The organism is Streptomyces lasiicapitis, assembly GCF_014646335.1.
Taxonomy (GTDB): Bacteria; Actinomycetota; Actinomycetes; order Streptomycetales; family Streptomycetaceae; genus Streptomyces; species Streptomyces lasiicapitis.
Genome location: NZ_BMNG01000020.1, coordinates 158,794 through 179,534, shown reverse-complemented (window position 1 = coordinate 179,534; position 20,741 = coordinate 158,794). Strand labels below are relative to the sequence as shown.

Annotated in this window: 16 protein-coding genes and 2 pseudogenes; 10 read left to right on the top strand and 8 right to left on the bottom strand. The window is 72.3% G+C overall.

What is annotated here, in order from left to right; translation table 11 throughout:
* Window positions 1-450 (bottom strand): annotated as a pseudogene (locus tag IEY91_RS36410) (hypothetical protein); the annotation flags it as partial.
* A 210-nt stretch (window positions 451-660) separates the two neighbouring features.
* On the opposite strand from IEY91_RS36410, the gene radA reads away from it, so the two are divergent.
* Together radA and disA are read left to right on the top strand one after the other, a co-directional pair.
* Window positions 661-2,070 carry a DNA repair protein RadA gene (gene radA / locus IEY91_RS36405; protein WP_164322160.1) on the top strand — a complete coding sequence of 470 codons (1,410 nt, stop codon included), beginning with the start codon at window positions 661-663 and terminating at the stop codon, window positions 2,068-2,070.
* A 102-nt stretch (window positions 2,071-2,172) separates the two neighbouring features.
* Window positions 2,173-3,297, top strand: coding sequence for a DNA integrity scanning diadenylate cyclase DisA (gene disA / locus IEY91_RS36400; RefSeq protein ID WP_164322162.1), 1,125 nt, complete (start codon window positions 2,173-2,175; stop codon window positions 3,295-3,297).
* A gap of 80 nt (window positions 3,298-3,377) precedes the next feature.
* Here the strand turns inward: disA and IEY91_RS36395 are convergent, their stop codons facing one another.
* Window positions 3,378-4,184 (bottom strand): hypothetical protein, encoded by an 807-nt coding sequence (locus IEY91_RS36395; protein ID WP_164322164.1) that lies wholly within the window; start codon window positions 4,182-4,184, stop codon window positions 3,378-3,380.
* A 239-nt stretch (window positions 4,185-4,423) separates the two neighbouring features.
* Here IEY91_RS36395 and IEY91_RS36390 point away from each other — a divergent pair.
* Window positions 4,424-5,044: pseudogene (locus IEY91_RS36390) on the top strand (phosphatase PAP2 family protein); the annotation flags it as partial.
* Window positions 5,045-5,308: 264 nt separating this feature from the next.
* Here IEY91_RS36390 and IEY91_RS36385 read toward each other — a convergent pair.
* Together IEY91_RS36385 and IEY91_RS36380 are read right to left on the bottom strand one after the other, a co-directional pair.
* Window positions 5,309-5,989, bottom strand: coding sequence for a response regulator transcription factor (locus IEY91_RS36385; protein WP_189177192.1), 681 nt, complete (start codon window positions 5,987-5,989; stop codon window positions 5,309-5,311).
* Window positions 5,986-7,635 (bottom strand): sensor histidine kinase, encoded by a 1,650-nt coding sequence (locus tag IEY91_RS36380; RefSeq protein WP_229697461.1) that lies wholly within the window; start codon window positions 7,633-7,635, stop codon window positions 5,986-5,988. The genes IEY91_RS36385 and IEY91_RS36380 overlap by 4 nt, the downstream gene beginning before the upstream one ends.
* Window positions 7,636-7,968: 333 nt before the next feature.
* On the opposite strand from IEY91_RS36380, the gene IEY91_RS36375 reads away from it, so the two are divergent.
* From IEY91_RS36375 to cseC, 5 genes are all read left to right on the top strand, one after another.
* Entirely contained in the window at window positions 7,969-8,901 is a 933-nt protein-coding gene (locus tag IEY91_RS36375) for an HhH-GPD family protein (protein WP_229697460.1), read from the top strand.
* 335 nt (window positions 8,902-9,236) lie between these two features.
* Window positions 9,237-9,794, top strand: coding sequence for a SigE family RNA polymerase sigma factor (locus IEY91_RS36370; protein ID WP_164322172.1), 558 nt, complete (start codon window positions 9,237-9,239; stop codon window positions 9,792-9,794).
* Window positions 9,782-10,444, top strand: coding sequence for a hypothetical protein (locus tag IEY91_RS36365; RefSeq protein WP_373288099.1), 663 nt, complete (start codon window positions 9,782-9,784; stop codon window positions 10,442-10,444). The genes IEY91_RS36370 and IEY91_RS36365 overlap by 13 nt, the downstream gene beginning before the upstream one ends.
* A 9-nt stretch (window positions 10,445-10,453) precedes the next feature.
* A complete protein-coding gene (gene cseB, locus IEY91_RS36360; RefSeq protein ID WP_164322174.1) occupies window positions 10,454-11,167 on the top strand; it encodes a two-component system response regulator CseB in 714 nt (237 codons plus the stop codon).
* A 32-nt stretch (window positions 11,168-11,199) separates the two neighbouring features.
* The gene (gene cseC, locus IEY91_RS36355) at window positions 11,200-12,660 is read left to right on the top strand and encodes a two-component system sensor histidine kinase CseC (protein ID WP_164322176.1); all 1,461 of its coding nucleotides are present in this window, start codon (window positions 11,200-11,202) and stop codon (window positions 12,658-12,660) included.
* A 13-nt stretch (window positions 12,661-12,673) separates the two neighbouring features.
* Here cseC and IEY91_RS36350 read toward each other — a convergent pair whose 3' ends face one another.
* From IEY91_RS36350 to IEY91_RS36340, 3 genes are all read right to left on the bottom strand, one after another.
* The gene (locus tag IEY91_RS36350; RefSeq protein ID WP_189177191.1) at window positions 12,674-13,120 is read right to left on the bottom strand and encodes a VOC family protein; all 447 of its coding nucleotides are present in this window, start codon (window positions 13,118-13,120) and stop codon (window positions 12,674-12,676) included.
* A gap of 82 nt (window positions 13,121-13,202) precedes the next feature.
* Entirely contained in the window at window positions 13,203-13,646 is a 444-nt protein-coding gene (locus IEY91_RS36345; protein ID WP_373288101.1) for a helix-turn-helix transcriptional regulator, read from the bottom strand.
* A gap of 163 nt (window positions 13,647-13,809) precedes the next feature.
* A complete protein-coding gene (locus tag IEY91_RS36340; RefSeq protein ID WP_373288098.1) occupies window positions 13,810-15,480 on the bottom strand; it encodes an MDR family MFS transporter in 1,671 nt (556 codons plus the stop codon).
* A gap of 150 nt (window positions 15,481-15,630) precedes the next feature.
* Here IEY91_RS36340 and IEY91_RS36335 point away from each other — a divergent pair, with 150 nt between their 5' ends.
* Window positions 15,631-16,215 carry a TetR/AcrR family transcriptional regulator gene (locus IEY91_RS36335; RefSeq protein WP_164322180.1) on the top strand — a complete coding sequence of 195 codons (585 nt, stop codon included), beginning with the start codon at window positions 15,631-15,633 and terminating at the stop codon, window positions 16,213-16,215.
* A 23-nt stretch (window positions 16,216-16,238) separates the two neighbouring features.
* Here IEY91_RS36335 and IEY91_RS36330 read toward each other — a convergent pair whose 3' ends face one another.
* Window positions 16,239-16,919, bottom strand: coding sequence for a M23 family metallopeptidase (locus tag IEY91_RS36330; RefSeq protein WP_164322182.1), 681 nt, complete (start codon window positions 16,917-16,919; stop codon window positions 16,239-16,241).
* Between the two features lie 406 nt (window positions 16,920-17,325).
* On the opposite strand from IEY91_RS36330, the gene IEY91_RS42150 reads away from it, so the two are divergent.
* Window positions 17,326-20,739 (top strand): NACHT domain-containing protein, encoded by a 3,414-nt coding sequence (locus IEY91_RS42150; protein WP_229697458.1) that lies wholly within the window; start codon window positions 17,326-17,328, stop codon window positions 20,737-20,739.
* Window positions 20,740-20,741 lie beyond the last annotated feature (2 nt).

Genomic DNA, 20,741 nt, shown 5'->3' with positions numbered 1-20,741 from the left:
GTGCGGCGCGGGGGCCGGGCCCGGCGGGGCGACGGGCGGACCCGCCGTCGCGGCCGAAGGGCTCGCCCCGGACGCGGCCCCGGCGGCCGCCGCATGCGCTCCATGGCGGCCCCGCTGCTTGCTCTCCGCCAGGGCGCGCAGGCACATCCAGCGGGCGAGTGCGTACAGCCACGCGCGGGTGTCGCCGTCGGGGCGGCCGCCGCGCCGCTCGGCCAGCGCGAGGACCTCGCCGAGCGCGGCCGTCGCCGCGTCGTGGTCGCACAGCACCGACAGGCAGTACGTGAACAGGCCGTCCAGGAACGGTTCGTAGTGCGTAGACGTAGGTGCCGTAGGTGCCGTAGGTGCCAGCGACTGCGGGACCGTGCGCGGCGCCACCCGCTTGCGGGCGGCCGGGTGCGCCCGGTGCGCGCCGGTGGTGTACGTGGGAGTTTCCGGACTGCTGCTCATCACCCGTGCGAAGTTAGGCGCATGATGCAGGCGCCTTCTGCCCCCTTGAGCACATTTAATCCTTACGGGTGAACAGATCCCTCAAAAGGGGACAGGAAGCCATGATTCCGTTGCCTGTTCGAGAGGTAAGGGATCGGGCCGCCGCCCGGCGTGAACAAGAGCTGTCCGTGCGGGCGTCGAAGGGCTGTCAGTGCGGGCGGCTACCGTTCACGCATGGCTGCCCGTACGAAGACCACGAAGGACCGCCCGTCCTACCGCTGCACCGAATGCGGGTGGCAGACGGCCAAGTGGCTGGGCCGCTGCCCCGAGTGCCAGGCGTGGGGCACGGTCGAGGAGTACGGCGCGCCCGCGGTGCGCACGACCGCCCCCGGCCGTGTCACCTCCTCCGCCGTGCCCATCGGCCAGGTGGACGGCCGCAGCGCGACGGCCCGCACCACCGGTGTGCCCGAGCTGGACCGCGTGCTCGGCGGCGGCCTGGTGCCCGGCGCCGTGGTGCTGCTCGCGGGCGAGCCGGGCGTCGGCAAGTCCACGCTGCTGCTCGACGTGGCGGCGAAGGCGGCGAGCGACGACCACCGGACGTTGTACGTGACCGGTGAGGAGTCGGCCAGCCAGGTCCGCCTGCGCGCCGACCGCATCTCCGCGATCGCGGACCACCTGTATCTGGCCGCGGAGACCGATCTGGCCGCCGTCCTCGGCCACTTGGACGCGGTGAAGCCCTCCCTCCTGATCCTCGACTCGGTGCAGACGGTGGCCTCGCCGGAGATCGACGGCGCCCCCGGAGGCATGGCGCAGGTCCGTGAGGTCGCGGGCGCCCTGATCCGCGCCTCCAAGGAGCGCGGCATGTCCACGCTCCTGGTCGGCCACGTCACCAAGGACGGCGCGATCGCGGGACCGCGCCTCCTGGAGCACCTCGTGGACGTGGTGCTCCACTTCGAAGGCGACCGGCACGCCCGCCTGCGCCTGGTCCGCGGCGTGAAGAACCGGTACGGGACGACGGACGAGGTCGGCTGCTTCGAGCTGCACGACGAGGGCATCACGGGCCTCACCGACCCGTCGGGCCTCTTCCTCACCCGTCGCGCCGAAGCCGTACCCGGCACCTGCCTGACGGTGACGCTGGAGGGCCGCCGCCCCCTGGTCGCTGAGGTCCAGGCCCTCACGGTCGACTCGCAGATCCCCTCGCCGCGCCGCACCACCTCCGGCCTGGAGACGTCCCGCGTCTCGATGATGCTGGCCGTCCTGGAGCAGCGCGGCCGCATCACGGCCCTCGGCAAGCGCGACATCTACAGCGCCACCGTCGGCGGCGTGAAGCTCACCGAGCCCGCCGCCGACCTCGCCGTGGCGCTCGCCCTCGCCAGCGCGGCGAGCGACACCCCGCTGCCGAAGAACCTGGTCGCGATCGGCGAGGTGGGCCTCGCGGGCGAGGTCAGACGGGTCACGGGCGTGCAGCGCAGACTGGCCGAGGCGCACCGTCTGGGCTTCACCCACGCGCTCGTACCGGCCGATCCGGGGAAGGTCCCTGCCGGTATGAAGGTCACCGAAGTCGCCGACATGGGCGACGCGCTGCGGGTCCTTCCGAGATCGCGTCGTCGAGAGGCCCCACGCCAGGAGGACGAGCGCCGGTAGACTTTGCCCTGGTCTCGCCCATCCGTACGAAGCTGGGCCTGCACGAAGCGTGCACCAGACGTGCGAACGAGGGCTAGGACAACCTGCGACCGGAGGAGTGCAGTGGCAGCCAACGACCGGGCAGCGGTTCCCGGCAAGCCCGGTACAGGCTCCGGTGCCGACGGGCTGATGCGCGCCTCCTTGAGCGCCGTCGCACCCGGCACCCCCCTGCGCGACGGCCTGGAGCGGATCCTCAGAGGCAACACGGGCGGGCTCATCGTGCTCGGCTCGGACAAGACCGTCGAGTCGATGTGCACGGGCGGCTTCGTCCTGGACGTCGAGTTCACGGCGACGCGGCTGCGTGAGCTGTGCAAGCTCGACGGCGGCATCGTCCTCGACAAGGACATCACCAAGATCCTGCGCGCGGGCGTGCAGTTGGTGCCGGACCCCACCATCCCCACGGAGGAGACGGGCACCCGGCACCGCACGGCGGACCGGGTGAGCAAGCAGGTCGGCTTCCCCGTCGTGTCCGTGTCCCAGTCCATGCGCCTCATCGCGCTGTACGTGGACGGGCAGCGCCGCGTCCTGGAGGACTCCGCGGCGATCCTGTCACGTGCCAACCAGGCCCTCGCCACGCTTGAGCGGTACAAACTGCGCCTCGACGAGGTCGCGGGCACGCTGTCCGCCCTGGAGATCGAGGACCTGGTGACGGTGCGGGACGTCACCGCGGTCGCCCAGCGCCTGGAGATGGTGCGGCGGATCGCCAAGGAGATCGCGGAGTACGTGGTCGAGCTCGGCACCGACGGCCGCCTCCTGACGCTCCAGCTCGACGAGTTGATCGCGGGCGTGGAGCCCGAGCGCGAGCTGGTCGTGCGGGACTATGTGCCGGAGCCCACGGCCAAGCGGTCGCGCACCGTCGACGAGGCGCTGGCCGAGCTGGACTCCCTCACCCATGCCGAGCTGCTCGAACTGCCCACGGTGGCGCGGGCGTTGGGGTACACGGGCTCGCCCGAGACCCTCGACTCCGCGGTGTCGCCGCGCGGCTTCAGGCTCCTCGCGAAGGTCCCCCGGCTGCCCGGCGCCATCATCGACCGGCTGGTCGAGCACTTCGGCGGGCTGCAGAAGCTGCTCGCCGCGAGTGTGGACGATCTCCAGACGGTGGACGGGGTGGGCGAGGCGCGCGCCCGCAGTGTGCGCGAAGGACTCTCCCGGCTCGCGGAGTCCTCGATCCTGGAGCGGTACGTCTAGCCTTCAGCGGGGCGGGGGTACGTCGGCCTGTGCCCAGGCTCGGCTTTGGGGGGATCCCCTTCAGGCCCGCCCCACCCCGCTCAGTCCTTCGCCAGCACGAACGACGTCTGCGCGCTTCCCAGGCCCGGGGTGCGGGCCTCCACCAGGTAGGTGTCGGCCTTAGCGCTGCCCGCCGGGGGCGTCGCGCACTGGGGGGCGCTGGCCTTGCGGTCCCACTCCAGGGTGCGGGTGACCTTGCCGTCCGCGGGGACGCGGAAGAGCAGGCTGGCGGCGGCGCCTGGGCAGTCCTCCGAGGACCAGATCGCGTCGTCGGCCTCGGCCTGAGTGATCGTCAAGACGGTTCCCTTGCCGCCGAGATCGACCTTGCAGGCCTTCCCGCCCGTGTTCACGGCGGTCAGCTCCAACTTCGGCTTCTGGCCGGGCGCGTACGAATTCCGTACGCTGCGCAGCTTCAACTTCACCGCGCCCGGCGTGCAGTTGGCCAGACTGGAGCCGGCCGGAAGCCGGTTGCCCGAACCGCCGCCGCCCTTGGCGTCGTCCGAGCCGCCACCACCCGAGCCGCCGGAGCCCGAACCGTCGGAGCCCTCCGAGTCGCCGGAGCCGTCGCCGTCGCCACCGCCGTCGGAACCGTCGGAGCCCTCCGACTCGTCCCGGCCGCCCGGGTGTTCACTGATGGCGGGACCGGAACCGGAGGGTCCGGGCGTGATGGACGTCGCGGGCCCGTTGCCCGACGGTCCGTCGGCACCGTTCTTCCCGCCGCCTCCGCCCGAGACGAGAGCCCACACGACAAGCAACAAGAGGAGTCCGAGCACGGACAGCAGGGCGGCCCTCCGGCGCCAGTAGATGGAGGAGGGAAGCGGCCCGATCGGATTGCGCAGTGATCCCACGCCCAAACCTTACGAGAGAACCGGGCGTTGTCCTGCCCCACCCGCCGCCTCTCGTCACAACTTTTGCGGATCATCATCCCGGCCGGGGCCGCGTGGACGCCCGTTGAGGCGATCCTGCGTACCCGTGAAACACCCCCGCGACACCTTCGATCGGCTGCTCACCCCTGTCTTTCGTCAGGTCGGTGATCCGTCGATCGCTGGATGTGACGAGTCGGACCCAGTCCGTACCGTCAGGAATCATGGACACCATGGATTCTTCCGGCCTCTACCTAGACGTCACCGAGTTCGCCCACGACACCCCGGCCTGGGTGCAGCACCTCGCGGAGGTGTGGACGGAACTGGGCCTGCTGCTGTTCGGCGTGCTCTTCGTCGTCGCCTGGTGGCGGGCCCGGAGCGGTGAGCCGCGTGCCGTCGCGGTGGCGGTCCTCGCGCCGCTCGGCACGGCGCTGGCGTACGTCATAAGTGAGACCGCTAAATCCTTCGTGGACGAGGAGCGGCCGTGCCGGGCCGTGTCCGGTGCGCTCAAGCCCCTCGTGGAGTGCCCGCCGCACGGCGACTGGTCGTTCCCGAGCAACCACTCGACGATCGCCGGCGCCGCCGCCGTGGGCCTCGCCCTGGCCTGGCCGCGGATAGCGGCCCTGACGCTGCCGATGGCGGTGCTCATGGCCTTCTCGCGGGTGTTCGTGGGCGTGCACTACCCGCACGACGTGGGCGTCGGCCTGGTCCTCGGCGCGGTCGTGGCGTTCCTGGTGGTGCGGCTCGCGGGCCGGCCCGTGACGCGGATCACGGAGGCGATGCGGGGGTCGCGGACCGGGGTGGTGCGGTGGTTCGCGGGGCAGGGCCGCCGCCCGTCGTCCGGACCCGTTCCGGCCTCCGCTCCCGCCTCTCCGTACGCGCGGCAGGCTTCGTACCCGTACGCGCAGGCGGAGCACCCCCACGAGCAGACCATGGCCCTGCATCGGCACCCGCAGCAGTACCACCACCAGCAGCAGCAACAGCCCCGGTACGAGCCGCAGCCTCAGTACCAGCCCCCGTCCCAGTCCCCGTACGAGCCGCAGCCGCAGCCCCAGTACCAGTCCCCCTACCAGCCGGAGGACCCCAACCACCGCTCCTGACAAGGGACTTCACGCCGTCGTGGCCGTGGCCTCCCCCTCGTCCGCCACCAGACCCGCCTCGTACGCCACGACCGCCGCCTGGACGCGGTTCTTGACCTCCAGGCGGTCGAGGACCGCGCTCACGTAGGCCTTGACCGTGCCCTCCACCAGGTGCAGGCGCGCGGCGATCTCCGGGTTGGACAGGCCGGCGCCGACCAGGCCGAGGACCTCGCGCTCGCGTGGGGTCAGGACCGTGACGCGGGCGCGGGCCTCGGCGCCGCGGACCAGGCGGCGCGGGCCGTAGCCGTCGATCACCTGCCGGGCGACGCGCGGCGAGAGGAACGCGGCGCCGTCGGCCACCGCCCGGATGCCCGCGATGAGTTCGTGCGGGTCGCCGGACTTCAGCAGGAAGCCGGTGGCGCCGCCGCCGAGGGCGCGGGCGACGTACGCGTCCTCGGAGAACGTGGTGAGCATCGCGACCGCGGTGCCCGGCAGCGTCCGTACGATCTCCTCGGCCGCGGCCAGGCCGTCCAGGCGGGGCATGCGGATGTCGAGGAGCGCGACGTCGGGGCGGTGGGCGCGGGCCAGGTCGACGGCCTCGCGGCCGTCGGCGGCCTGGGCGACCACCTCGATGTCCGGGCCCGCCGCGAGGATGGCGGTCACGCCCGCGCGGATCATCGCCTCGTCGTCCGCCAGCAGGACCCGGATCACCGCGGACCCACCCTGTTCGCGTCGTGTGCCGCGCCCGCCTTGGGGATCACAGTCTTGTCCACCAGCCTTCCGTGGTCGAAGCAGAGTCTGTAGTGGGTGAGGGAGGTGAAGAGTTGGCCGCTGGAGCGGTAGTAGCGGCAGTCCGCGCCCGCCGGCGGCGGGCCCGGCGCGCGCTCCGTGGGCGGGTCGGTGACGCTGTGGTCCGGCAGCACGGCGGCGACCTGCGACTGCGGCTGGCCCACGTGCAGGGCCGCGTAGTCGGCGGGGTTCAGGACGGAGTGCGTCTTGGTGTACGCGTACCAGCCGAACGCCCCGGTGACGAGTACGGAGCCGGTGGCGATGGCGGCGCCGAAGGCGAGGGCCGTGCGGCGGCGGGCGTGGGCGAGGGTGCGGCCGGGGGGCGGGGGTGCGACCAGCGGGGCGGTCCCGGGGGCGGGCAGGTGCGCGGTCACGTGGAAGCCGTCGCCGCGCGGGCCGGTGGTCAGGGTGCCGCCGTGCGCCGTGACGCGGGCGCGCAGGTCGGCCAGGCCGGAGCCGGTGCCCGGTGAGGCGGGGCGGGTCGAACCGCCGGGCGGGGGCGGGCCGTTGGTGACCTCGATCTTCGTGCCCGCGTCGGTGCGGGTCGCCACCACGGTCACGGGGGCGCCGGGCGCGTATTTGGCGGCGTTGGTGAGGGCTTCCTGGACCACGCGGTGGGCGAGGCGGGCGGCGTCGGGCGGGGCGGGGACGCTGCACGCGCTGGTTGCGGTGGTCGCCTTGTTCGCGGCGCCTGTTGCGTACGGGCTGTCCGTGCTGCCTGTGCCACTCGCACTCTCCGGGCCTTCGGACTCGTACACATACCGAACCGGAAGGCCCGACTCCGCTGCCCGTGCCACCAGTTGCTCCACCGTCTCGCCGGGCGGGGCGAGGGGGGCGGTCTCGTCGCCCTCGTCGCGGAGTACGCCGATGACGGCGCGGAGCCGGTCCGTGGCCTCCGCGGCGGCGGCGCGGAGGTCGGACGCGGCGGCCTGGTGGCGGTCCGGGAGGTCGGGGGCGACCTGGAGGGCGCCGGCGCGGACCGCGATGAGGCTCAGTTCGTGGCCCAGGGAGTCGTGCATGTCCTGGGCGATGCGGGCGCGTTCGCGCAGGCGGGCGCGGTCGGCGACGATGCGCTGCTCGCGTTCGAGCTGGTCCGCGCGGGCCCAGCCCGCCGCCGCGAGTTCGCGGCCCTGGCGCCAGTAACGGCCCGCGAGCCAGGGGAAGACCGCGCCGAACAGCAGCGTGCCGGTGAGGACCAGCCACTCCACGACCGGGTCCACGTCCCGGACCGCGATCCTGACGGTGCCCGCGGCCCAGACCGCCGCGAAGGCGAGCAGGGCGGGGCGGGTGCGGGGACCGTGCTTGCCGAGGAGCAGGGCGAAGACGACGAGGGCCGGGCCGTACGAGGCGGTGAAGAGGGCGGGGGCGGTGAGGCCGAGGGCGGCGGCGAGGAGGAAGGCGGTGGCGGGGCGGGCGCGCCAGGTCGCGGTGGCGGCCGCGAGGACGGCGAGGCCCGCGAGTTGGGCCCACAGGGGGCGGGGTTCGTTCAGGCCGATCGCGTCGGCGCTCGCCGCGGGTACGGCCAGGGCCACCCACAGGGCGGCGTCCAGGGGGCGTCGGCTCTTCACCCCGTCGACGCTACTTGCCGTCCGGCGGTGGCCGCCCCTGCCGATCGTCAGGTCTCCGCCCGGTGCGGGCTGGGCTGTCCGCCGCTCCGCGACGGGGTTCCCCACGCGTCCCGCCCTCACTTCCCGACGGACACGTATGGGTGGAGGCAGGGCGCAGCGCGTCGACGTACGGACGGCCGGACCGGAGAGCCGACGTGCAGGCGGGCTCCGTCGCCGCGCCCACGCGCGCGGCCGCCCCACGCGTCCGCCGAACCCCCGCGCAGCGACCGGCCGACCCCCGCCGTGCCGCGCCGTTGGCCCGTCGCCCACCGCCCCCGTGGCAGGATCGTCGGTATGCCGACCGCACTCGCCGCCGATCTCGTCAGCGACGGCACCGCCGACGCCCGTTCGCTGGACGCGCAGTTCCACTCCCCCGTCATCGCCTGGTTCGAGGCCAACGCGCGCGATCTGCCGTGGCGGCACGAGGACGCCGGGCCCTGGGGGGTCATGGTCAGCGAGTTCATGCTGCAGCAGACGCCGGTGAGCCGTGTGCTCCCGGTGTACGAGCAGTGGCTCGCGCGCTGGCCGCGCCCCGCCGACCTCGCCAAGGAGGCGCCCGGTGAGGCCGTGCGCGCCTGGGGGCGGCTCGGGTACCCGCGGCGGGCGCTGCGGCTGCACGGGGCGGCCGTCGCCATAACGGAGCGGCACGGCGGCGACGTACCGGCGCAGCACACGCAGTTGCTCGCGCTGCCGGGCATCGGCGAGTACACCGCGGCGGCCGTGGCGTCGTTCGCGTACGGGCAGCGGCACGCCGTGCTCGACACCAACGTGCGCCGGGTCTTCGCGCGTGCCGTGACCGGTGCGCAGTACCCGCCGAACGCGACCACCGCCGCCGAGCGCAAGCTCGCCCGCGCCCTGCTGCCCGAGGACGAGCGCACCGCGTCGCGCTGGGCCGCCGCCTCCATGGAGCTGGGCGCCCTGGTGTGCACCGCCAAGGGCGAGGACTGCGCGCGCTGCCCGCTGGCCGCGCAGTGCGCCTGGCTGGGGGCGGGCAAGCCCGCGCACGAGGGGCCCGCGCGCCGCGCCCAGACGTACGCAGGCACCGACCGTCAGGTCCGCGGCAAGCTGCTCGCCGTCCTGCGCGAGGCCGTCACGCCCGTGCCGCAGTCCGCGCTCGACCGGGTGTGGGACGAGCCGGTGCAGCGGGCCCGTGCCCTGGACGGCCTGGTCTCGGACGGCCTGGTGGAGCCGCTGCCGGACGGGTACTACCGGCTGCCGCTGACCTGAGCCGCCCGGCACCCGTCCCGCCCCGGGCCTCCGCCAACCCACCCGGCACCCCGTCCATCGCAGGCGACACAAGCCCGTCGCCTGCGAAACACCGACGAAACCGCTGACATAAAGGGCATCTGCGCCCACACCCACCGGCCGATTTACGTCCGGCCTACTTCTGTTACACAACCTACGCACAGCCGTGCGTCCGCCGCTGGCTGCTCCGCACAACGCCGTGACACGGCCTCCGTAACTTCTTTCTCGTACCGCACAGGCAAGGGATCAGCGGTCGAGGGGCTCACCGGAATCGACCGGGGACAGCCGGGGACGAACGGGAACGGAGGCGGTTGGGTATGGCGCACGGCGAGGTGCTCGAATTCGAAGAGTACGTCCGCACTCGGCAGGACGCCCTGCTGCGCAGCGCCCGGCGGCTCGTCCCGGACCCTGTCGACGCGCAGGACCTGCTGCAGACGGCGCTCGTGCGGACCTACGGCCGCTGGGACGGCATAGCCGACAAGCGCCTCGCGGACGCCTATCTGCGCCGCGTCATGATCAACACACGGACCGAGTGGTGGCGTGCCCGCAAGCTCGAAGAGGTGCCCACCGAGCAGCTTCCGGACGCGTCCGTGGACGACTCCACCGAGCAGCACGCGGACCGCGCCCTCCTGATGGACATCATGAAGGTGCTCGCCCCGAAGCAGCGCAGCGTCGTCGTGCTGCGACACTGGGAGCAGATGTCCACTGAGGAGACGGCCGCCGCGCTTGGCATGTCGGCCGGCACGGTCAAGAGCACGCTGCACCGAGCGCTCGCGCGGCTCCGTCAGGAGCTGGAGAGCCGCAACGCCGACGAGTCGTCGGCCGACCCCGCGCGCGTGCTCGAACGTGAGGAGCGGGAGCGTTGCGCGGCCTGAGTGCCCGGACCGGACCATGGCGCCGGGCCACACATGAGTGGAAGGCGGGGAGCGCGGCAGTGGCCGTGCTCGCCGCCCTCGGCCTTTTGGTCGCCGTCACCGGATGTGCCACGGGTGGTTCCGGCACGCGGGACGAGGGCCCGGCGAAGACCGGCCCGGTGGCCTCTGCCGCGCCGACGGGACCGTCCGCCTCGCCCTCGCCGAAGGACGTGGACGCGGTCCGCCTCGTGAAGAACGACCCGAAGGTCAGCGTGGCCGTCAAGCGCGATCTGAAGCCGTGCGTCGAGGACGAGTATCCGGTGGACGTGTCCTACGGCAACCTGACCGGAGCATCCTCCTCCGATGTCGTCGTCAACGTCCTGACCTGTGGGGACGCCGTCGGCGTCGGCAGTTACGTGTATCGCCCCGAAGGCAAGACGTACAAGAATGTCTTCACGGACGAGCAGCCTCCGGTCTACTCCGAGATTGACAACGGCAGGCTGGTCGTCTCCAAGCAGCTCTACGAGGAGGGCAGCTCGGTGTCCGACCCATCCGGCGAAGAGGTCATCACGTACCGCTGGTCCAAGGACCACTTCGCCCTGCGGGACCGCACGCGCAACAACTACAGCAGCGCGGTGAGCGGCGAGACCTCCGCCCCGGCCGAGAACTGAGAGCACCCGATGGCAGAACACACCCATGTCCTGTTCGTCGAGGACGACGACGTCATCCGCGAGGCCACGCAGCTCGCCCTGGAGCGCGACGGCTTCGAGGTCACCGCCATGCCCGACGGCCTGTCGGGCCTCGAGGCGTTCCGGGCCGACCGGCCCGACATCGCGCTGCTCGACGTGATGGTGCCCGGCCTGGACGGCGTGAGCCTGTGCCGCCGCATCCGCGACGAGTCGACCGTGCCGGTGATCATGCTGTCGGCGCGGGCCGACTCGATCGACGTGGTGCTCGGCCTGGAGGCCGGCGCCGACGACTACGTGACCAAGCCGTTCGACGGCGCCGTCCTGGTGGCCCGCATCCGCGCCGTGCTGCGGCGCTTCGGGCACGCCAGCGGGCCCGGTTCGGCCGCGCCCGCCGCGGAGCAGGGCGAGACCAGCGGCGGCGGCATGCTGGCCTTCGGCGATCTGGAGATCGACACCGAGGGCATGGAGGTGCGCCGCGGCGGCGAGACGGTCGCGCTGACGCCGACCGAGATGCGGCTGCTGCTCGAGTTCTCGTCCGCGCCCGGCACGGTCCTGTCCCGCGACAAGCTCCTGGAGCGCGTCTGGGACTACGGCTGGGGCGGCGACACGCGCGTGGTCGACGTGCATGTGCAGCGACTGCGTACGAAGGTGGGCCAGGACCGCATCGAGACGGTCCGCGGATTCGGCTACAAGCTCAAGGCGTGAGCTTGCGGCGTGCGGGAACACAAGGGTCTGCCATGGGTGGGGGCATGAACGGGGGTGCGAACAGGGCGTCATCGCCGGGCGGTACGCCGCGCGGGCGGCTGCGCTCGCGGGGGCTGCGCGACAGGCTGCGCGACCTGCGGCGGCCGGACGGACTGCGCGATCTGCTCGGCGCGCGGCTGCGCACCGGCGTGCGCTGGAAGATCGCCGCGGCCATCGGCATGGTCGGCGCGCTCGTCGCGGTGGCGCTGAGCCTCGTCGTGCACAACGCCGCGTGGGTGTCGATGCTCGACAACGCCCGCGACCTCCAGGACGAGCGCGTACAGCTCGCCCTGCGCACCTATCAGACACGCGGCACCACCAACGCCGTCTACGGCGCCAAGATCGAGGACCCGCAGCTCCCCGACGAACTGCGCCAGCGCGTCCTCACCGGCCGCCGCGCCACCTTCGTGCAGGAGCACGCCACCGGAGAGCCGGACATCTGGGGCGCGGTGCCGCTGAGCGACGGCCGCGTCCTGTCGGTGCACTCCCCCTTCACCGACCGCAGCGCCGCCATCATGAAGGACCTCGACCAGGCCCTCGTCATCGGCTCCATCGCGGTCGTCTTCGGCGGCGGCGCCATCGGTGTGCTCATCGGCGGCCAGATAGCGCGGCGGCTGCGCAAGGCGGCGACCGCCGCGGGCGAGGTCGCGCAGGGCCAGACCGACGTGACCGTCCAGGAAGCCATCGGCGGATACGTACGCGACGAGACCGACGATCTCGCCCTGGCCGTGGACGCCATGGCCGACGCCCTCAAGCAGCGTCTGGAGGCCGAGCGGCGGGTGACCGCCGACATCGCGCACGAGCTGCGCACGCCCGTGACCGGGCTGCTCACCGCCGCCGAACTGCTGCCCCCGGGGCGGCCGACCGAGCTGGTCAAGGACCGCGCCCAGGCGATGCGCACGCTCGTCGAGGACGTACTGGAAGTGGCCCGGCTCGACTCCGCGTCCGAGCGGGCCGAGATGCAGGACATCGTGCTCGGCGAGTTCGTCAGCCGCCGGATGGCCGTGCTCAGCCATGACGTGCGGGTGACGGTGGTGCACGAGTCGGAGGTCACCACCGACCCGCGCCGCCTGGAGCGCATCCTCGGCAACCTCGTCGCCAACGCCGCCAAGCACGGCAAGCCGCCCATCGAGGTCAGCGTCGAGGGCCGCGTGGTCCGGGTGCGCGACCACGGGCCCGGCTTCCCCGAGGCGCTGCTCGCCGACGGTCCGTCCCGCTTCCGCACCGGCTCCGCGGACCGCGCGGGGCGCGGGCACGGCCTGGGCCTGACGATTGCGGCCGGCCAGGCGCGGGTGCTCGGCGCGCGCCTGACCTTCCGCAACATCCGCGCGCCCGGTGCCTCGCCCGACGAGGCCGCCGAGGGGGCGGTGGCGGTGCTGTGGCTGCCGGAGCACGCGCCGACCAATACCGGGAGCTATCCGATGCTTCAACTTCCGGACAAATGGGACAAATAACTGCCCCTGGAGCTCAGCAGCCCCAGTCCTTGTCCAGGTCGAGCTCGCCCTCGTGCGCCTGCGTGAACGAGAACCAGTTGCCGGAGTCGTCGCGGAAGATCGCCTCGATTCCGTACGGCCGCTCCTGCGGGTCCTGGAGGAACTCGACGCCGCGCGCCTTCAGCTTCTCGTAGTCCCCGTGGATGTCGTCCGTGCTGAGGGCGCCCCCGCCGAGCACGCCCTTGGTGACCAGCTTGCGCATCGCCTCGGCCGACTCGGCGTCCATGCCCGCGCCGCCCGGCACCATCAGGGCCAGCATCAGCTCCGGCTGGTCCTTGGCGCCGACGGTGAGGAAGCGCATGCCGCCCTCGCCGAGCGTCATGTCCGTACGGACTTCCAGGCCGAGCTTCTCCGTGTAGAACTCCTTGGCCCGGTCCTGGTCGAGGACCCAGACGGTGGAGATGGCGAGTCCCTTGATCATGATGTGCTCCTGGTGAGGGGGTGCTGCGGGGGCTTTTCTGCTTGCTCGGCCACCGTAGGCAGGGCGGTTGCCGGGTCGCTTCTCAAGAATTGCGCTCCTCGCCGGAGTCGCGCTCCGCTCCGCCGGGCCCGGTCCCGCTCCTGGCCCCCGCCCCGGTCCCGTCCATCCCTGCCCGCGCGGGAAACCCCCCGGCCCACAGCAGTGCCCAGCACCCGGGGATCAGCGCCGCCCCGCGCCCCACGTGCTTGGCGCGGTACTCGCTCGGGGTGAGGCCCGTCTGCCGTTTGAAGGACGACGAGAACGTGCCGAGGCTGGTGAAGCCGACGAGCATGCAGATCTCGGTGACCGCGAGGTCGGCCGAGCGGAGCATGTCCTCGGCTCGCTCGATGCGGCGGCGCGACAGATACTGCCCGGGCGTCTCCCCGTACGCCTCCTTGAAGGCGCGCAGGAAGTGATAGCGCGAATAGCCGGCGTGGGCGGCCACCGCGGCCAGGTCGAGGGCGGGGTCGGCCCAGTCACGGTCCATCGCGTCCTTCGCGAGGCGCAGCTGCCGCAGTCTCTCCACGTATCCGATGCTGGCACGCGGCACTGACAATGGCCGCCCGGCCGACGGCGAAGGCCTCGGCCGCACGACGACGGCCCCCGACACCGAAGCGTCGGGGGCCGTACGGCCGGGCGGACCAGCGGGGTCAGACGGCCTCTGCCACCGTCTTCTCCCGCTCGCCGCGCGCGGAGTCCCCATCCGCGTCACCGGCCGGCTTCGTGTCCGCGGACGAGTTGTCCGCAGGCGTCTTGTCCCCGGGTGCGGCGCCCCGCAGCGGCGTCTCCTTCACGAAGAACGCCGCGATCAGCGCGCCCACGGCCATCGCCGCGGCGAGCAGGAACGCCACGTGCGTACCGGCGGAGACCGCGTGCTGGTAGGCCTCGCGCGCCGCCTCCGGGAGCTTGGCGAGGCTCGCCGCGTCGAGCTGGGCGGAGTGCTCGGTGACCTTGGCGGCGCCGCCGGCACCGGCCCCAGCGGACTCCGCCATCTCGTCCTGGACCCGGTTGTTGAACAGCGCGCCCATGATCGCGACGCCGAAGGACGAGCCGAGGGTGCGGAACAGCGTGGCCGAGGACGAGGCGACGCCCATGTCCTTCATCTCGACGCTGTTCTGCGCCACCAGCATGGTGATCTGCATCAGGCAGCCCATGCCGGCGCCGAGCACGGCCATGTAGATCCCGGTCGTGACGCGCGAGGTGTCGGTGTCCATCTGCGCCAGCATGAACAGCCCGACGGCCATCAGTACGCTGCCCGCGATCGGGAACACCTTGTACTTGCCGGTGGCCGTGGTGAACCGGCCCGCGATCATGGAGACCGCCATCATCGCGAGCAGCATCGGCATCAGGAGCAGCCCGGAGTTGGTCGCCGAGGCGCCCTGCACCGCCTGCTGGTAGAGCGGCAGGAAGAGCATCGCGCCGAACATCACGAAGCCGGTGAGGAAGCCGACCACGGACATCAGGGAGAAGTTGCGGCTGCGGAAGATGTGCAGCGGCATGACCGGCTCGGCGGCCTTCTGCTGGACGAACCAGAAGCCGACGAGGGAGGCGACGCCGAGCCCGATCAGCTCCATGATCACGGCCGAGTTCCAGTCGTACTCCGTACCGCCCCAGGTGGTGACGAGGACGAAGGAGGTGATGCCGATGGTAAGGAGCGCGGCGCCGAGGTAGTCGATGCGGCCCTGGGCGCGCTTCTTCGGCAGGTGCAGCACGGCGCTCACCATGAAGAAGGCGACGATGCCGAGCGGCAGGTTGATGTAGAAGGCCCAGCGCCAGCCGAGGTGGTCGGTGAGGGTGCCGCCGACGAGCGGTCCGCCGATCATCGCGACCGCCATCACGCCGGTCATCATGCCCATGTACTTGCCGCGCTCCCGCGGCGGCACGAGCTCTCCGATGATCGCCATGACGCCGACCATCAGGCCGCCCGCGCCAAGGCCCTGCACGGCCCGGAAGCCGATGAGCTGCCCCATGTCCTGGGCGAGTCCGCTGAGCGCGGAGCCGATCAGGAAGATCACTATGGAGGCGAGGAAGGCGCCCTTGCGCCCGTACATGTCGCCGATCTTGCCCCAGATCGGGGTGGAGGCGGCGGTCGCGAGGGTGTACGCGGTCACGACCCACGAAAGGTGCTCCAGGCCGCCGAGATCGCCGACGATGGTCGGCATCGCGGGGGCCACGATCATGTTGTCGAGCATCGCGAGCAGGATCGCAACCATCAGCGCGAAGATCACCACTCGTACGCTGCGGGGCTGCGGCTCGGCCGCCGCGCCCCGGTCCGTCCCGGCCTCTGCCGCCTGCCCGGCCTGTTTCTTGATGTCTGCCACGGTCCCCGCTCCCCTGTCCTCGTACTCATGCGCCCGCCGTACTTACTTGCCGCCCGGCAAGTTGGCTACAGTAGGGGAAAGTAGACCCCCAACTAGCCGGGCGTCAAGTAAGTTCCGGTGAGCACGGGGAGAAGTGCGAGGATCGCCACCATGGGCAGCACAGGCAAGCAGCGGCGCCGCGGGGACACCCGCCAGCGCATTCAGGACGTGGCGCTCGAACTCTTCGCCGAGCAGGGGTACGAGAAGACGTCACTGCGCGAGATCGCGGAGCGCCTGGACGTCACGAAAGCGGCCCTGTACTACCACTTCAAGACCAAAGAGGACATCCTCACCAGCATCTTCGACGATCTGACGCGACCCATCGACGAGCTGATCGTCTGGGGCAAGGAGCAGCCGCGCACGCTGGAGACCAAGCGCGCGATCCTGACCCGCTACAGCGAGATCCTCACCGACGCCGCCCCGCTCTTCCGCTTCATGCAGGAGAACCAGGCGACGATGCGCGACCTGAAGACGGGCGAGAGCTTCAAGGACCGGATGTTCCAGCTCCTGGACATCCTGAGTCACGACGACCCGTCGGTGCCGATGACCGCGCAGGTGCGCTGCTTCAGCGCGCTGTTCACCATGCACGGCGGAATGTTCGTCCTCAAGGACGCCGATGGCGACCCCGAGGTGAAGCGCAAGGCCATCCTCGAAGTCGCCATCGATCTGGTGACCCAGGCGCACAACGGCACCTGAGTCGGGGCGTCACACGCGGGGGATCAGACGCGGACGCCCTGCTCGCGCAGGAAGTTGACCGGGTTGACGGCCGAGCCGTAGTTCGGCGTCGTACGGATCTCGAAGTGCAGGTGCGGGCCGCTGGAGTTGCCGGTGTTGCCGGACAGGGCGATGCGCTGACCGGTGCCGACGGTCTGGCCGGGGCGGACCTCGACCTTGGACAGGTGCGCGTACTGCGAGAACGTGCCGTTGGCGTGCTTGATCACCACGGCGTTGCCGTACGCGGGGCCGTCACCGGCGCCGTTCGGGCCGGCCTTGACGACGGTGCCGCCGTGCACGGACTTGACCACGGTGCCGATCGGGACGGCGAAGTCCTGGCCGGAGTGCTTGCTGGACCACATGCTGCCGCCGAGGCCGAAGCTGGCGGAGAGGCGGTAGTTCTCGACCGGGTCCTGCCAGGCGGCGACCTTCTTGGCGGCGGCCTGCTTGGCCTGCGTGGCCTTCTTCGCCGCGGCCTGCTCGGCCTGCTCGGCGGCCTTGGCCTGGGCGGCGGCCTGCGCGCCCACGGAGGAGGCGGTCACCGACTGGACCCCGCCCTTGGCGTCGGCGGCGGCCGCGATCCCGGCACCGAGCACCGTCGTCACGCCGACACCGGCGGCGAGGACGGCCGCCCGGGTGCGACGCAGGGACGGGCCGGAATGGTGGGACTTGGCGCGCTTCGACATGGGGGAACCTCCGGGACAAGGCGTGGGGACGGGGGTACGGGATGTACCGGGTGTTGCGGGGTGGTGCTGGGTACTGCGGTGCTGCGGGTGCTGCCGGGTACTGCGGGCAAAAGGGAATCCGGCACGCGGACTGCGCATGCCGGACGGCCATCCCTTGGTAACCCCCACCCCGCCCCGCCCCCAAAACGCCCCTCTACTAGGCGCGGCCGTACCAGGACCCGCCCACGACGGCGGCCGAGGCGGCCGGTTCCGGGCCGAAAGTCCCGTCCGCGCGGCCGAAGAGCACACCGAAAAGCACCACTAATCCGCCTCGTATGTGACGTATGCCCTGTGCGTCATGTCACCGGCGGGCAAGATCCACCGCCCCGGGAGTGTGACCCCCGCTACGCCCACTACGCTCGCGCGCATGGACCCCGCGGCCCTTGGCATCCGAATCGCGTCCGGCGTCGTCACCCCGCTGATCAAGAAGCTGTTCGCGCGGCCGGGGCCTGGCGCGGGGCTCGTGGACAAACCGGTACGTATCGACGGTCTGGTGTCCTTCCGGGGCGAGCGGCGTGAGCTCGCGGAGCAGGACGTACGCGGCCTCGTGGCCGAGCTGGCCCGCCAGGCCCTGCGCACCGGCGAGCGGCACCTGCCCGAGGACGAGGTCGAGGCGGTCGTGCACGCCCTGACCCGCACGCTGCTCGCCCTCGGAACCCTCACGCTCACGGACGTGGAGGCGGTGTCCCTGGGGCACGAGGAGCTGGCGCGCCGGCTGCGGCGGGCCGGTGAGCGGCCGGAGCGCGATCTGTCGGCGGACGCGACGTACTTCTACGAGCGGCTGCTGCACACGGCCTGTCTGCACATCCTGAACTTCTTCACCCAGCGGTCGACCTTCGTACCCCGCACCCTGGTGGAGCAGAGCCGCCGCCAGGCGGAACTGATAGCCAAAGTTGACGAGTTGATCGCCAGGGACCCGCTTCGGGGTGCGGTGGACGCTGCCTTCGAGCGGCGTTATCTCGCCTACCTGGCGAAGAAGCACGGCAAGTTGACGATCTTCGGGATCGATCTCGCCGACTCGCCGGGGAAGTGGCCGCTGGACGCGGCGTATCTGAGCCTGCGGGCGACCGGGCGCGAGCAGCACCTGGGGGACATCCGGCTCGGGGACGAGTGGCGGCCCGTCTTCGAGGCGGACCTGGACACCGCCGCCCGCCCCGCCGACGAGGCCCTCGCCGCCCACGACCGCGTCCTGCTGCGCGGCGAGGCGGGTTCCGGCAAGACGACCCTCGTCCAGTGGCTGGCGGTCTCGGCCGCACGCCAGGTCCTGGACGAGCGCGACGACCGCATGGCGTACCTGTACGACCGCGTCCCCTACGTGCTCCCCCTGCGCACCCTGACCCGCCACGGCGAACGCCTCCCCGCGCCCAAGGACTTCCTCCCCGCCGTCGGCTCCCCGCTGGCGGGCACGCAGCCCGACGGCTGGGAGTCCCGCATCCTGACCGCAGGGCGCGCGCTCGTCCTGGTCGACGGCATCGACGAGGTCCCGGACACGGAACGCGCCCGCACGCGCGCGTGGCTGACGGATCTCATGGAGGCCTACCCCGGAAACCGCTGGCTGGTGACCTCGCGCCCCTCCGCCGTGCGCGAGGACTGGCTCGCCGACGAGGAGTTCACGGAGCTGACCCTCGCGCCGATGCGCGGGGCGGACGTGGCCGCGTTCATCGGGCGCTGGCACACCGCCGCCGCGACGGGCGCGCCGGACGACGAGGCCGCCGCCCTCGCCTCGTACGAGACCCAGCTCCTGGAAGCCGTGGGCACCAAGCCCGACCTGGGCCGCCTCGCCACCAACCCGCTGATGTGCGGCCTGATCTGCGCGCTGCACCGGGACCGCCGCGGCTTCCTCCCCCTCGGCCGCAAGGACCTCTACACGGCGGCCCTGTCCATGCTCCTGATCCGCCGCGACCGCGAACGCCACATGGACGTACCGGAACTGCGCGAGGAGCCCCAGCTCCAGCTCCTGCAGCGCCTCGCGTACTGGCTGATCCGCAACGGCCGCACGGAGATGGACCGTTCCCGCGCCCGGACGATCATCGCGGACGCGCTGCCCGCCGTGCCGGAGCTGGCCTCCCTGGGCGACGCGGACGCGGTGTACGCCCATTTCCTGCACCGCAGCGGTCTGCTCCGCGAACCCGGGCCGGGGACGGTGGAGTTCGTGCACCGGACGTTCCAGGACTTCCTGGGGGCGCGGGCGGCCGTGGACGAGGGGGACTTCGGCGTCCTCGCCGGGCACGCGGCCGACGACCAGTGGGAGGACGTCATCCGCATGGCGGTGGCCCAGGCCCGCCCCCGCGAACGGGCGGAACTCCTCGGCGGGCTGCTCGCGTACGGCGACGCCCACCGCGACGAGTCGGCCCGCAAGCGGGCGCATCTGCTGGCGGCGGCCTGCCTGGAACACGCGGCGGAGCTGGCGCCTGCCGTGCGGGGCGAGGTGGAACGGCGGACGGCCGAGCTGATTCCGCCCCGCAGTGCGGAGGAGGCGCGGGAGCTGGGGGCGGTGGGGCCGATGGTGCTTGGGTTGCTGCCTGGGCCTGAGGAGTTGGGGAGGTTGGAGGGGCTGGATGGGCTGAGAAGGCCGGACAGTCCAGGGAGGCTGGAGGGGCTGGAGAGGCTGGAGAGGTCGGACGGGCCAGGCAGGCCGGATGGGTCGGGCGGGCCGGACGGTTCGGGAGAGCGGGATGGCTCGGGCAGGCACGAAGGCTCGGGCAGGCCGGAAGGCTCACGCAGGCAAGAAGGCTCAGGCAGGCCGGAAGGCTCACGCAGACCGGACGGGTCCGGCAGGTCCGGCGAGCCGGACGAGGAGGTGGCCCGCCTCGTCGCCGTCGCGGCGACCCACGTCCGCTCCGACGCGGCCATCCCCTTCCTCGCCCGCTACACCGCCCATCCCTCCCTCGCCGTACGCAGCCAGCTCATGTGGGGCTGGCAGCGCTTCGACTGCCGCCGCTACGCCGAGCAGGTCATCAGCCGGCTCGACGACGGGGTCACGCACTTCACCCTGCGCACCGAGGAACAGATCGCGGAACTCGACCGGTTGGGCCTGCGCCCCAAGCACCTCGACATCCGGGCCGACCTCGCCCCCGAGACGGTGTCCCGCCTGCTCACGGACTGCGCACCGGAGACCCTGATGCTCTGGACCCCGCCCGCGCGGCTCACCCCCGAGGCGCTCGCGGCGCTGCGCGGTCTCAAGGCGCTGCGCGTGTTCGACGTCGAGGAACCCTGGAGCCTCGGCATGTTCCCGGCCGAGGCTCCCCTGAAGACCCTCGGTGTGCTCGGTCCCCGGCGGTACGTGGCCGACCTGGACGCCATGGACAGGTGGCCGGAGCTGGAGTGGGTCGTCTACGACCGCGACGACGGGCCGGGCTCGGACGCGGAGTGGCACGTACTCGCCCGGCTCCCCCGCCTCGACAAGCTGTACCTGTCGGCCGACAGCCTGTGGGACGCGCCGGAGGACCTGAGCCTGCCGCACGTCACCCAGGTGCATCTGGACCACACCGGGGCGTGGCACGAGGTCCCGGCCCGCCTCGCGAAGGTCTTCCCGGCTCTGGCCCTGCTCTACGTGAACCTCCGCTCGCGCGACGTCTCGCCCATCGACGCCGCCGGTCTGGCCGCCGCCCTGCCGACGCTGCGCGGCATCCGCGTGCCCGCCCCCCTGACGACGGGGCTCGACGCCCTCCCCGACCACCTCCACGTCGACGCGTACGACTTGGAGCCCGCGCCGGCCGGAGCCGCGCCCGCGCGGCGCCCCCGCGAGGCGGCGCCCCGCACCCGCCCGGCAGCACCGTGACG